General features: G+C 49.4%; 10 protein-coding genes. 6 read left to right on the top strand and 4 right to left on the bottom strand.

Features of this window, described 5'->3' with window-relative positions:
* Positions 1–13: 13 nt before the first annotated feature.
* Both AC1XUF_RS08540 and AC1XUF_RS08535 read right to left on the bottom strand, forming a co-directional pair.
* Positions 14–1,399: a RagB/SusD family nutrient uptake outer membrane protein gene (locus AC1XUF_RS08540; RefSeq protein WP_483341268.1), complete on the bottom strand. Its 1,386-nt coding sequence runs from the start codon at positions 1,397–1,399 to the stop codon at positions 14–16.
* A 12-nt stretch (positions 1,400–1,411) separates the two neighbouring features.
* Positions 1,412–4,465: a SusC/RagA family TonB-linked outer membrane protein gene (locus tag AC1XUF_RS08535; RefSeq protein WP_483341267.1), complete on the bottom strand. Its 3,054-nt coding sequence runs from the start codon at positions 4,463–4,465 to the stop codon at positions 1,412–1,414.
* 561 nt (positions 4,466–5,026) lie between these two features.
* Between AC1XUF_RS08535 and AC1XUF_RS08530 the strand changes: the two genes are divergently transcribed.
* The 4 genes from AC1XUF_RS08530 to AC1XUF_RS08515 all read left to right on the top strand — a co-directional run bounded on the left by AC1XUF_RS08530 (position 5,027) and on the right by AC1XUF_RS08515 (position 8,688).
* A complete protein-coding gene (locus AC1XUF_RS08530) occupies positions 5,027–6,184 on the top strand; it encodes a glycosyltransferase family 1 protein (RefSeq protein ID WP_483341266.1) in 1,158 nt (385 codons plus the stop codon).
* Entirely contained in the window at positions 6,174–7,436 is a 1,263-nt protein-coding gene (locus AC1XUF_RS08525; RefSeq protein ID WP_483341265.1) for an amine oxidase, read from the top strand. Before AC1XUF_RS08530 ends, AC1XUF_RS08525 begins: the two co-directional genes overlap by 11 nt.
* 84 nt (positions 7,437–7,520) lie before the next feature.
* On the top strand, positions 7,521–8,201 hold the full coding sequence (locus tag AC1XUF_RS08520) for a GNAT family N-acetyltransferase (protein WP_483341264.1): 681 nt from the start codon (positions 7,521–7,523) through the stop codon (positions 8,199–8,201).
* Positions 8,202–8,265: 64 nt separating this feature from the next.
* A complete protein-coding gene (locus AC1XUF_RS08515) occupies positions 8,266–8,688 on the top strand; it encodes a hypothetical protein (protein WP_483341263.1) in 423 nt (140 codons plus the stop codon).
* 26 nt (positions 8,689–8,714) lie between these two features.
* On the opposite strand, the gene AC1XUF_RS08510 is transcribed toward AC1XUF_RS08515, so the two are convergent.
* Complete coding sequence (locus AC1XUF_RS08510) at positions 8,715–10,238, bottom strand: glycoside hydrolase family 32 protein (RefSeq protein ID WP_483341262.1); 1,524 nt, start codon at positions 10,236–10,238, stop codon at positions 8,715–8,717.
* A 137-nt stretch (positions 10,239–10,375) separates the two neighbouring features.
* Here AC1XUF_RS08510 and AC1XUF_RS08505 point away from each other — a divergent pair, with 137 nt between their 5' ends.
* On the top strand, positions 10,376–11,173 hold the full coding sequence (locus AC1XUF_RS08505) for a glycerophosphodiester phosphodiesterase (RefSeq protein WP_483341261.1): 798 nt from the start codon (positions 10,376–10,378) through the stop codon (positions 11,171–11,173).
* A gap of 26 nt (positions 11,174–11,199) precedes the next feature.
* Here the strand turns inward: AC1XUF_RS08505 and AC1XUF_RS08500 are convergent, their stop codons facing one another.
* Positions 11,200–11,484, bottom strand: coding sequence for a hypothetical protein (locus tag AC1XUF_RS08500; protein ID WP_483341260.1), 285 nt, complete (start codon positions 11,482–11,484; stop codon positions 11,200–11,202).
* Positions 11,485–11,803: 319 nt separating this feature from the next.
* On the opposite strand from AC1XUF_RS08500, the gene AC1XUF_RS08495 reads away from it, so the two are divergent.
* Complete coding sequence (locus AC1XUF_RS08495; RefSeq protein WP_483341259.1) at positions 11,804–13,861, top strand: tetratricopeptide repeat-containing sensor histidine kinase; 2,058 nt, start codon at positions 11,804–11,806, stop codon at positions 13,859–13,861.
* Positions 13,862–13,955 lie beyond the last annotated feature (94 nt).

The following is a 13,955-nucleotide window of genomic DNA, read 5'->3' as shown; positions in this document are numbered from 1 at the left end:
GAAAGGTTTGGAATTAGCGGTATACTTCATTTTGAACGACACTGGTATTGGTGCGTATCTCGGCGGAAGGAATAGGTAATACCTGTTTTCCAGCGACCTTGATGGAGTAGGAGGGAAGGCTTCCTTTTGATCTTTTTACAGCGCCAAAGGTGGTGAGTGCCAGTCCGCGGCGTATTACGTCAAACCATCGCATCCCCTCACCTACGAACTCCAGCTTCCGTTCATTTAGGATTGCCGTGATCAGCGCATCTTTTGTTGCTGCGGTGCCCGGTGCCACACCGGCACGCTTTCTGACCACATTGAGGTCTTCCAGGGAACCAGCCAGCTTGCCCAGTTCAGCGCGGGCTTCAGCGCGGATCAGGAATTGTTCTGCCATTCTCAGCACCTGTACGTTGTCCGCATTTTGTGCGGTGCTCCATTTGGTAGGATAAAAAACGTTGGCAGTGGTATTCTTGGCTGTGAAGGCGGCCCTCACGTCGGAAGGATCTGCGATGATGTCGGCATACATCTGGTCGTGCAGTGCGGTACCACCTCTTCCGCTCAGGCTGGAAGGGAAATACCATTGTCTCAGCCCGGCACCGTCGGTTGCGTTGAACTGTAACTCAAACAGGGATTCAGCTGTGTTTTTTGATTTGAAGATCGCGTCGAATGAAGTGCTCAGGGATTGATTGGCGATGGCCGCAGTCGCGAGTTCTTCTGCTTTGTCCCATTGCTGGTTGTACAGATAATACCGTGCAAGCAATGCTCTTGCGGCGCTTTTTGTGGCCTTGGCTTTGCTAAGCAGGGTCGAAGCACGTGTTTCAGGAAGTTTGGCGATCGCTTCCAGAAGGTCCTTTTCAACCTGGTCATAGGTTTCGCGCAGGGTATTGCGCGGCGAAAAATCCGCTTCGGTAATACCCACGGAAGGGGTGAGCTTGATCACCACACCGTCGGTTCCGTATACATTGGGAATCCCGCCGAAAAAGCGCGCCAGGTCGAAGTAAGACAAGCCTCTCACAAAATAAGCCTGACCCATCAGATCGTCTTTGTTGGTTTGGGCGACGGTCATTTCCGGAACATTGGCAATGATGGAATTGGAGATATCCACGCACCGGTAGAGCGAGGTATACAAATCTTCCACCTCCGAGTTGTCCGCACTGAAATTGAATTCATCCGCGGAAATCAGGGCATCCCAGGTATCCACCTGCTGCGACATGTCGGAAGCCACGTCGCTGATCACCTGTACACGCCACATATAAACCGTCTGCAGGTTGTTATACATCCCGTTCACAACCCCCTCTGCGCTGTTCAGGTTTGCGAAGGCCTGGCTGCTGCTGATTTGCGACAAGGGTTTGATGTCCAGTACATTACAGGCAGAAACACTGGTGATCAATAATATTGCTGTCAGTATCTTTTTCATCGTGTTTGATAATTAGAATGTTAAGTTGATTCCACCCATGAACACACGTGGCTGCGGCATCACGCCCTGGTCGACACCCTGTACTGTTTCAGAAGGGCTGACCGATACTTCCGGATCCAATCCTGTGTATTTGGTGAAAGTGAGCAGGTTTTGCGACGCGACATAGATCCGTGCACTTCCGATACCGATCTTACCGGCAATCGATTTGGGTACCGTAAAGCCAAGGCTGATGTTTTTCAGACGCAGATAAGAGGCATCCTCCACGTGGCGGGAAGGGCGGAAATTGGTGTCGTAGTTCACGTGGGCCATACGCGGGATATCCGTTTTGTCGCCCGGTTTCTGCCAGCGGTCTAATTGCTGGGAGCTGTATCCCGTGGTACGCTCGCCGCCGTGTTCGAAGAAAAACCTGTTGTAGTTGAACACGTAGTTTCCGTAGCTATACTGGAAAAACGCCATCAGGTCAAAAGCCTTGTAACGCAAAGTATTGGTAAGGCCGCCCTGGAAGTCGGGCCATGCGCTCTTTTTCAGGATGAACCGGTCGGTGTTTACATTGAAAATATCGTCGCTGCCTGTATTCCAGATGATGTTCCCGGTTTGCTCATCCACGCCCAACTGTTCGTGCACATAAAATGAAAACAACGGATAACCTTCTTCAATCCGGATATAATCCCTTGTGAATGCGCTGATCGGTGCGGCCAGCTTCTTTACCAGGTTTTTATTGCGGGAAAGGTTGAATGCAATATCCCAGCTGAAATTCTCCTTCTGGACCGCCGAGGCATTGATGCCCAATTCAAAACCTTTGTTTTCCATTGCACCGTAGTTCTGGATCAGCGTGCTGTATCCGGTTGAACGTGGCACAGGCACTTCCAGCAACATGTCTTTGGTTTGTTTGTTATAATAATCCAAGGTCACATTCAGCTTGTCGTGGAAGAAGCCTACGTCCACGCCAATATCAAATTGCGCGGTAGTTTCCCATTTCAGGTCGGGGTTAGCCAGCTGGATCGAGTTGAAGCCAGGGAAATCGGCATAAGCTGCCGCCCCGCCGGAGCCCGGCGTCACGCCGCCACCACCACGTAGCCCGCCTCTTTGTCCACCCCACAATCCGAGGGACGCAAAGTTTCCGATGCCGCTCTGGTTACCTGTCACACCATAGCTGGCTCTCAGTTTCAGTTCTGAGATGACCTTCACCGTTTTCATGAAATTTTCCTCGGACACAGCCCAGCCCACAGACGCGGAGGGGAACATACCCCAGCGGTGGTTGGCGCCGAAACGGGACGAGCCGTCGTAACGGACGTTACCCGTGAAAAGGTATTTCTTTTGAAAATCGTAGTTGACGCGCCCGAAGAACGAGGCAATGCCCCACGAGGTCTGGTCGGCGGTTGAATTCTTTACAGCTGCCGAGGCAATGGTTTTGAACTCATTGCTTGGGAAGCCGCTTCCTGTTGCAGATGTAGCGTTGTTCACATTTTTCTGAAGCGTGTTACCCACCAGGATATTGAAGTTATTGGAGCCCGCGATCTTGAACTGATAGGTCAATACGTTTTCGTTGATCCAGTTGAAATCCCGGACGACACTGTTCGTGGCGGTGCCGCCCACGGCTGCACCTGCAATAAGGTTCGTATTCGAATAGTTGTTTTCAGAAATGTAGTTGTTGTCGATGCTCCAGTTGGTCCTGAACACAAGCCCATTCAAAATTTTCCAGTCGCCAAACACATTCCCGATGATCCGGTCGGTATTCATCAGGTAGTCCATTTCATTCACGATAGCTACCGGGTTTTCCCATACAGGGCGGTTGTAGGTTCCGTCGGCGTTATAAATCGGTACATTACTTGGATAGAAGAATGCGTTGGCCAGGGCCGAAGTAGTGTTGTTCCCATTCTGGATACGGTTACGTTTGCTATTGGAGTAAAAAATGCTGGTACCGAATTTGATCGCATCGGAAGCAGCAAAGTCCAGGTTGGCCCTGAAAGTTTTGCGGTCAAACAACGTCGGTTTCATGATGCCTTCCTGCTTGAACGTATTGGCCGACACCAGGTATTTGATCCGCTCGTTACCTCCGGAAATGGACGCATCGATATTGTAAAGCGCGCCGCTCTGCATGATCGGGTCGATCCAGTTGGTGTTGATGGTATGGTCCGGGTCGGCATATTGTGGCTTGTATGTCGCTCCGGAGGGACTTGTCGCCGAAAGTGATCCGTAAGTGTCAATCCAGTTATTGGCAGACGCTTCGTTTTGCAATTTCTCAAATGTAGGGCCGTCTACGCGAAGCTCGTTCGGGTCCCTCCATGCTTTGGAAGTACCCACATAGGATGAAATGGAAATTTTGGGCTTGCCTGATTTCCCCCGTTTGGTAGTGATCAGGATCACGCCGTTTGCAGCCCTTGCTCCATAGATTGCCGTGGCCGAGGCATCTTTCAGGATTTCCATCGATTCAATATCGGAAGGGTTCAGATCGGCCAGAGGGTTTGTGGGCTGGCCGAAAGAGGTCCGTGCCAGGTTTTGTGATACGATAGGCACGCCGTCAATCACATACAAAGGTTCTGAGCTGGCATTGATGGAGGTGGCTCCGCGGACGCGCACCATGATGCTCGTTCCCGGCTCGCCGGACCCCGCGCTTACCTGCACACCGGGACTTCTGCCCTGGAGCAGCTGGTCGGGGCTGGGACTAGGGATATTTTTGATCTGTTCGGCCGAAACGGTTGAAATGGCCCCGGTGACGGTACGCCGGTTTTGTTCGCCGTAGCCTACCACGACCAACTCCTGCAAAGCTTTTGCCTCAGCAGTCAGCTCAATTTTATAGCTGCTCTGGGACGTAACCGGCACCTCCACCGTCGTGAACCCGATGAAGGACACCACGAGTTTGGAAGCAGGTGCTACGTCGATCTTAAACTTCCCGTCAACGTCCGTCTGAGTTCCTGAGGAGGTGCCCGCAACCCGGATGGTAACCCCGGGCATTGGCAGGTTATCCTCCTTTGCTACAACCACACCGGAGATCGAGACAGTCTGCGCCCTTGCGGCACCGACCACGCAAAACAGCAACAATAACCATCGTAATTTAGCTTTCATATTCTTTCAAGTTTTCGTTTACCTCGATAAATTAACTAAAAAGAAAAATGACAATTTAGCCCTGCGGCGGGCCTGCCGGGGTTCTTGCTAATATCCTTTTATGATGCGATAATTTTGGTAAAAACGAGGTTACTCACGGCCTTCTTAATTTGGGGTGTGTCATTTAATTCAAAATTAAATTCCGAAAAAACTTATTGAAGTAGTTTAATGTGTTACGAAAATATCATTTGTGGTGTTTTTATTTTGTGCAGCTACGAATGGCGAAAATCAAACTTTCTGGTCTCGTTTTGGACTAGAATATCTTGTAATTGTTATATTCTTAGAGAGTGCGAACCGATGGCTGCGCGCATTCAGCCGGGAGGTAAGGAAGGTGTTTTGCTGCCGGAGCATGTGACTGCGGACGGAGCCATTTCGCGTCCGGCTTTGCCTCGTCCCGGTTCGCCATTTTTTTGCACCAAAATGGCTGGCACAATTCTTATTGTATAAAGGGGCTGGATTTTTCGGGCGCATAAACGCGCCCCAGATGGCAAGAACGATTACTTATCACTTTACTTCATTGACATGACTATTGACTTACCGGGGAATTTACTTTGCTTTTCCCACCTCAGATGGGATTTTGTTTACCAGCGCCCGCAGCACCTGATGACCCGTTTCGCGGAGATTTCGAAGGTGTATTTTCTGGAAGAACCGCTTTATGACTGTGCAGGCAGGCCATTCATTTCCTTTGTTCAGAAAACCCCCGGACTTTGGGTCTGTGTACCGCATTTGTCACCGGGTGCCAGTGCCGGGGATGTGAACCGGATCATGAAGTCACTTTTACGCTCATTTTTCACCGACAGGGACATTGCAGACTTTATTTTCTGGTATTACACGCCTATGTCCCTTGCCTTTTCGAGTGATTTCAAACCGGGTCTTACCGTCTATGACTGTATGGATGAATTATCGGCCTTTAACTTTGCGCCTCCGGAGCTGAAAGCGATGGAGTCACAGCTTTTCGACGAGGCTGACATTGTTTTCACAGGCGGTCACACACTTTTTGAGGCGAAGAAATCAAGCCACTACAACATTCATCCGTTTCCAAGCAGTATCGACAAGGAGCATTTTGAAAAAGCGCGTAACATTCTTTCGGAACCAGCAGACCAGGCATCGATCCGTGGCCCGAAAATAGGCTATTATGGCGTGATTGACGAGCGTTTTGATAAAGAGCTGATCCGTGGCATTGCGGAGCAGAGGCCCGACTGGCAACTGGTTCTGATCGGACCGGTGGTGAAGATTGATCCCGCTACACTGCCCGTTGCCGACAACATCCATTATTTGGGCGGCAAAAGCTATCAGGACCTGCCGCATTACCTCTCCGGCTGGAAGGTGGCGTTGATCCCTTTTATGCTCAACGAGTCGACCCGGTTTGTCAGCCCTACTAAAACACCCGAATACCTGGCCGCTGGTCGGCCTGTGGTTTCTACAGCGATTAGCGACGTGGTTATTCCTTATGTTAAAAACGGTCTGGTAAGTGTGGGGATAGAAGCGAGTGACTTCGTGTCGGCTATTGAGCATGAATCGGGCAACATGGGAAATGCAGCATGGCTGAACGCCGTGGATGCATTTCTTGCGGATAAGTCGTGGCAGCACACTTTCGAGGCGATGCGGGACTTGATGCAATCCACAATGATTGAAAAGAACGAAGTGATTTTGTCCAGCGAGTTTAAAAATGCCAGCTAAACCGATGCAGGACCTGATGACAATGCCAGGGGGCGGAGCGACGCCGTTCCGATCTTTCTGGATGGGGGGCTTCGAATGCAGCGACCAACTGAACAACAGCGGCGAGCGAGTGGACCTGCTTGAAATGACGGGACACCTCGCCCTGACGCGCGCGGATTATCGGAGGATCAAAGCGCTGGGGATATCGACTGTCCGGGAGGGGATCAGATGGAGTGTGGTCGAATACAAGCCGTATCAGTATGATTTCGGTGCAGTTGGCGATATGATGGAAGCGGGCAGGGAATGCGGGGTACAGCAGATCTGGGATATATGCCACTTTGGCTATCCAGATGACCTAAGTCCCCTGCATCCGCACTTTACACCACGCTTTGTAGCACTTTGCGAGGCATTTACCCGTTTTTACGGTCGACACAATCCCGGAGGGACACTGATCGTCACGCCGGTGAATGAGGTAAGCTTCATTTCGTGGCTGGGCGGCCAGGTAGGTGCTACTACCCCTTATGCTGTAAACAACGGCTGGGAGGTCAAATATGCATTGATGAAAGCCTACATTGCGGCAGTGAAAGCTATAAAAAGGATCCTTCCCGGGGCTCTGATCATGACCACTGAGCCCCTGGTTAACATGGTGCCGGTGTTGAATCCTGGCATGAATGAACTGGCCGTGGCGGTCACCGAAAATGAACAGCAATTTCAGTGTACGGATATGCTTTGCGGAAGGATATGTCCCGAACTGGGCGGGAGCGAAGATCTGCTGGACATATTGGGCCTCAATTACTATTACAATAACCAATGGATCGTGGGCAGCTTCGAGTTTCTGGGTTGGAACGACCCGGTCCCCGATCCCCGGTGGGTACCGCTGGCAGAACTCCTTGAGAAGGCCTTTTTGCGTTACCATAAGCCAATTGTGCTTTCGGAAACGAGCCACTCCGGCATCGACCGGCCCCTATGGATGCGGATGGTCGCCGAGCAATGTGCAAAGGCGATTGGTAACAATGTGCCACTGTGGGGAATTTGCCTTTATCCGGTGATCGACCGGCCCGATTGGGACCAACTGGAAATATGGCACCATTCCGGCCTGTGGGATACGGATGAGGAACTGGGCAAATTCGGCCGTATCCTGAACAGCGCTTATGAAACGGCATTGCGGAATGGGCAGGATATGGTGGAGCGTGCACTGAAATCGCTGGAAGAAGCCGAGTCGCCTTGCGGTGTACATGACAAGGTTAGTCCCGCGATTTTCGGTTCGATCTAAAAGCGCCCTGACATTGCATAAGGGCAAAAATTGAATTTGTGCTACTTTTGGGGCCGTAAGGCAACCACTTAGCGCTTCAATGTCATGAAACATATCCTCGATAATCCGGCCTGGCATGCGCTGGCATCCAATAACCGGTCATTGGGCAGGCGTACCGAAAAAGCAGCTTACTTTTTACCAGATATTTCGCCTTTCGTTGCGATAGCCGAACCTCATCAGGCGCATCTGACAGATTTGCACCGGATAGTTCCTTTCAACGATACGGTTATCCTCGTTACAAGTGAAAAACCTGAGATTTTTGACCCATGGGAAAAGCGGATGTGCGTAGAGGGTTTTCAGATGGTTTATCAAGGCCCCGACAGCCCGGCAACAGAAGGCGTTGAACCGGAAAGGCTGACAAAAGCACACATTCCTGCCATGCTCGACCTGACACAGCTCACAAACCCCGGGCCGTTTCTTCCAAGGACCATCGATTTTGGGCATTACGAGGGTATTTTCGAAAATGGCAGGCTCGTTGCCATGGCCGGACAACGCATGCATCCGGAGGGTTTCTCGGAAATCAGCGCAGTATGTACCCACCCCGATTATTTGGGGAAAGGGTATGCACGCAAACTCCTGCTTCGCCAGGTCAAGCGCGTCCAGGCGGCTTCCGAAATTCCGTTTTTACATGTCAAAGCGGATAATGGGCGTGCAATTAAAATTTATGAATCACTGGGTTTTGAAAAGCGGACAGACATGTTCTTTTATGTGTTGGAAAAAAAATAATGTATTGTTCTGCCGGTTACAACCATTCAGAATTAAAAGCAGTCCTGACTAAAAAACTTCCCCTATGAAAAACCTGATCTCTTTTCTCTTGCTTGTTTTTGTCCTCATCAATTGTAAAAAGGACGCCGTTGAGCTTTCCGATCTCGGAGGCCTTGTTGGTAAATGGAGGCTGACTGCTTACGAAGTCCCAAGTGGCGAGAGTAAAGTCTGGGAGACTGTGCATCAGTCGAAACCGGATGTTTTTTCTGTAAGACCGGATGGGATATTACTAGATAGCACCGGCCTACCGAGGTGTTGCGCACCGAACGCCTTGAAAGTGAATGGAGCCGTGTTCAATGTGAAGCCGGATCCCAGTCTGCCTGTCAATCCGGTCTGCTTCTATGTGGACTGCGCCTATTGTGCCACCATGGAAATCGAACTGAAAGGGGACGAGATCATCATAGCTGGCTGCAACAATACCTCCAGAACAAAATACCTCAGAGATTAGAAGTTGCACGGAAACGATGCCCGACATTATCGCTTTAACGCAACCGAAGCTTTCAATAACGTATATTTTAATTGATCCAGGGTAATCCCTGAGGCAGACTTAATATATAGTCCGGACATAGGAGAATCCGGGAAAAAGATATCGGTCATGGCAGTAAGCCCTTTATCTGCGAAGAGCTCTACCGACGCAGCATCGGCGATCAGGGTAATATGCATTTCGGGGTCCTGAGACAATCGGGGCGCCCTGTGTTTTTCTCCAAAACCCTTTTCAAAATCAATTTTACCTGATTTTGAACGATCGATATAATATTGGTTTGCTGCTTTATCGTAGCCTATCACCAGCTCGTTCCCCGTTTTATTGGCCAATACGATCGCAAAGTCAGCGGGATTTTTTGCGTCAAAATCGAGGCGAAAGAGTCCGCTGCTGTTTTTGGCCTTGAAGCTAAGGTCAATCTGGCCCTTTATTTTCAGGCTTTTTTCTGAGAAACCGGCTGTACTCCATGCATCCAGCTCTTTTACGGGTACCGAAGTAAGGTATAGCTCTTTACCGACTGCTTTAAGTCCCAGTTCACGGGCAATGGTATTGGCGCTGCGCCAGGGATCGGTGGGTACCTGGTTGGCATATTGCCAATTGCTCATCCAGCCCATCAGTATCCGCCGGTCGCCTGTGTTGGAGAAAGTGACAGCAGCATAATTGTCTGCCCCGAAATCCAGCCACTTTGTTTCTTTGGAATAGGCCTTGAAATCCGTGCCGTCGAAGTCGCCCAGAAAGTACTGCCCGGCCGACCCTTTATTAGGCCCGCCCGGATTGATATTGACAATCAACACCCAAACCTGCTTCCCATTATGCATGATCGGAAATAGATCGGGACACTCCCAAACGCCGCCATGAGCCCCTGCATCTGCCCCGAACTCGCTTTCCCTTTTCCAGGTTTTCAGGTCTGGTGACGAATAAAAGGTAATCCTGTCTTTGGTTGCCAGGGTCATGATCCATTTCCTCTGCGGCGCATACCAGCTTACCTTGGGATCGCGAAAGTCGGTGATTCCGGGGTTTGGCAGCACTGGGTTACCCTGGTATTTGGTCCAGGTCTTGCCATCGTCCAGGCTGTAGGCAATGCTCTGGTATTCGTGTTTTCCGGTGTTCTGTTTTTCAAGGACCGGATTGTGGTGCGTAAAAATAGCGACCAGGGGACCCTTGCCATTTTTTCCAAAACCCGACGTATTTTTTGCATCCACAACCGCACTTCCCGAGAAAATATAGCCCAGGCTGTCAGGATACAATGCAATCGGCTGCTCTGTCCACGACACCATGTCCTTGCTGGTTGCATGGCCCCAATGCATCGGACCCCAGACTTTGTCGTTGGGATAATATTGAAAAAACAAATGATAAATGCCATTGTGGTAAACCATGCCGTTCGGGTCGTTCATCCAGTTCGCCTTGGGCGAAAAGTGGAACTGGGGCCGGTATTTTTCCTTCATATCCTGTGCATTCAGGCCGAGGAAGCCGGAGAAAGCGATAAGCAGACAAGCGATAGAAATGGCTTTATTCATGATCTGAATTGTTACGTGAAGTGAAACTTTGTGAGACAATTCTTTCGATAATATATTATCAATCTGTTGTCTTTGATTTTCGACGGTAATTTAGGCGGCTGGTTTTTTTAAATTGCTTTTTTTGGTAAATAAAATGTATGAAAACAATAAGCGCCTTGATTTTCCTCTGCTTGTGCTTTGCCGCAACATGCCAGTCGAATGCGCAGACCTACCCTTTTCTGATCGCCCATCGCGGAGGGGTTGTAGATAGTACCTATACTGAAAATGGGCTGCCAGCTTTAAAAAGGGCGGCCGAGGATCGGTATCAGATGATTGAAACGGACGTCAGGGTTACCAAAGACGGTATCCTGATCGCCCATCACGATGCCGATTTGAAAAGGTATTACGGCATGGAAAAAAAGGTGACCGACCTCGTATGGGGCGACATCAGGAAGCTGAAAAGTAAACTGGACGGTAATACCCCCTTAAAACTGGAAGAGGTATTCCGGTTTTGCCGGAAAAATAAGCTGGCTGTCATGCTCGACAACAAAATCGCCGGATTGGATACAGCCTTGTTCAGCAAACTGATCGGTTTGCTGGATCAGTATCATCTCCGCGAAACGGCCCTTATGATCGGAACGGACGAATCAACCGATTTTTTTACGGGCAAGGTCAGGCTCAGCTGCTCACGCAGACAGCTCGAAGAAAACATGCAGCGGCCCGGCTACAAGCCAGCCCATTATTTCTTTTTCGAAAGACCAGCTAATTTGACCCGGGAGGACGTGGAATGGGCGGGTGCACACGAAATTTTCGTCGTCGCCGCGGTCAATAAATTTCATTACAGGAAATCCGCGGACATGATGAGGGATGCCGCCGCCGACTGTAAACGCATGCTGGCCGCAGGTGTAATGGCCTTTCAGATCGACTCCGAATTCCGGAGTTTTCTGGCGTACTGAATTTTTTCGATACGCCAGAAGAGGGATTAACTGGTTTGCTTGAATTCTTTGATAGCCTTGCGGATATATTTGTCGGGGACCCCGCTGTATTTAAGCTGCATGAGCTTAGACTTTCCGGAATCCATGCTTTTCAATTTCCAGTATTTGGGATGGTTCATTTGGATCGGCGGGTGGAAACTGTCGTCTTTGGGGTCGCGGATCAACACGTCAAGATCCATCAGTACTTCATTTTGATCGGGGTTATACGATTCTTCCAGGATTATCTTTACTGTTCTTCCTGTGTGAAGGGTTATGTCTTTTTCCAGTTTCATCTTGCATTCCATTCTTGTACGCTGCAAAACTATTCAAGATAAAATTATCGAACTGTTAATTTTTACCCCTCTGCCAGTTGGAACGCCAATCGTTCCAGGACAAAAATAGGGGATTTGCTTCCTGATAGCCCGTTCAGCGAACATCTGAAATATAAGGAGTACGCCCGAAACACCCCGGGGCAACGTGGGCCTCACCTAAGCGCTTGATTTCGGAGAATACAGCTTGTCGGGCAACCCGAGATTCGTTCAAAAAAGTACTATATTTCAAAACTTATTCGCATAGCTTGTAGCAAATTGACCTCCAAAATCATAAGAGTTCGTGAAAATTGTTTACTGTATCTTATTCCCTGCAATTCTCGGGACGCTTTTTTCCTGCCGGGAATCCGTAAATAATAATCCTGACCATATTGCATGGGCCGACAGCGTCGGTGAGCACGCTTTCAACCTGATGGACGGGCCTAGACCGGCTGATGGTATCAGATACATCGATTCGGCGTACCTCCTCAAAACCGATGCCGGGATAGCCGACATCTGGAGAAAATACAATGCGAAAGCGCATTACTATGCCTATTACCATCCTGATCTGGCTCAGCGCCGGATGTATGTCGATAGCATGTTGGCCTTGCTTCAAGGCGAGCATGGCCGGTACAAATCAGAATATGCGCATTCCATGTTTTTCCTCGCCAGCCTTTTGCACGCCGAGAAAAAATACAATCAGGCGTTTAAGGTTTACTATGACGGTTGGAATTTTGCAAAAAAGAACCTGGACCAATGCAGCATGACGGACTTCAGTAATGCGTTGGGGAACATCCGGTACCAACAGGAACAGTATATGGAGGCCGTACCTTATCTTGAACAGGCATTTGTAGAAGTTGGGGGTTGTCGGCAGCTCGATTTTCAATATCGGTTTATTCTTCCGCAAAGTATTTTGAATACAATTGCCCTGTGCTACGAAAAATCCGGCAAGCCCGACAGTGCGATCGTGTATTACCATAAGGCTTTGGACTTCATTCAAAAAAAGGCAAAAGATTTTCCCCAAAAACAAGATTTTGTCAGCATCGCGACCGCAGTAATCGAAGGGAATCTGGGTGGCGTTTACATGCAGTTGAACCGTTTTAGGGAGGCAGAAAAGCATTTAAGAACGAACATCAGCATCAATGACCGGCCGGGGTTTGGGATTGAAGATGCCCAAACGGCCAAAACAAAGCTTGCCAGACTTTACATCGAAAACAATGTGTTGGAGTCGGCTGATAGCTTGTTGAAGCAATTGCAGGACGATCTGGAAACGGGACGAGGAAAGAGCCTGATGCATACCGACGTGCAGAACATCTGGTATAAGCTCAAATGGATGTACGAAGACAAAACCGGAAATCTTGCGGGCGCGTACAGGTATCTTCGCAGGTATAACGAATTCAACGACTCGCTGGCGCACATAAACAGCGGATTGAAAAATGCGGATATGGACCAGGTGCTCAAAGAACATCAGCAGGAGTTTCAACTGTCCTTACTTCAGAAGAATAACGAATTGAAGTCCGTTTACCTGGCTGGAGCATTGGTGATCCTGAGCCTGACTGCGGGTATTGCGGTGGTGACCTGGTACTACCTGAAGCGGTCGAGAAAGAATGTGAGAGAACTTACCCGGTTGAATTACCGAAAACAGCTGGCTCTGGCTGCATTGGAAAATAGTCAGATGGAGAATACCAGGATCATGAAAATAGTCGCCCACGACCTGCGGGGGCCTATTGGAGCCATTACTGCCCTGGCTAACATGATGCTACAGGAAGGCGGACGTTCCGCGGAAGATACCGAAGCCCTCGAAATGATGAAAACGGGAGGGGAAGATTCGCTGAGGCTGGTAAATAACCTCCTCCAAGTCAACAAACCTGTAATCGAAGATTTTAAGAAAGATACCATCAATCTCGTAGACCTGATCCAGTATTGCGCTGATATGCTCCAGCATCAGGCCGATAAAAAAAGCCAGCGAATTGAAATGGAAATTGAGCCGGTGGTTATCAAGGTTAACTACGAAAAAATGTGGCGGGTGATCAGCAATCTGCTTTCAAATGCGATCAAATTTAGCCCTGAAGGGTCGGTGGTCAACGTCAAAGCAGAGCGAGGCAAGGATAGCCTGCGCATTATGGTAAAGGATGAGGGTATTGGTGTCCCCCGGGATCTGGGGGATAAAATATTCGACAGTTTTACGGAGGCCAATAGACCCGGGACTTCGGGCGAAGAATCGTTCGGTCTGGGCCTGTCTATTTCCAGACAAATTGTGGAAGCGCACGGAGGTAAGATCTGGTACGAAAATAATACTGAGAAAGGCACCACTTTTAACATCGAATTACCTTTAAGCACAGTGGAGGCTTATGAAATCTGAGCCGGCAGTACTGTTACAGTTATGTTTACAAAGTGTTAAGTCCTATTTTGTTTGCAAGTATCTTGTAAATGATGTAGTAAAATTGCTACATTGG

This window comes from Dyadobacter sp. HNCC25DJ185, assembly GCF_056895195.1.
This window is presented reverse-complemented; position numbering and strand designations above follow the sequence as displayed.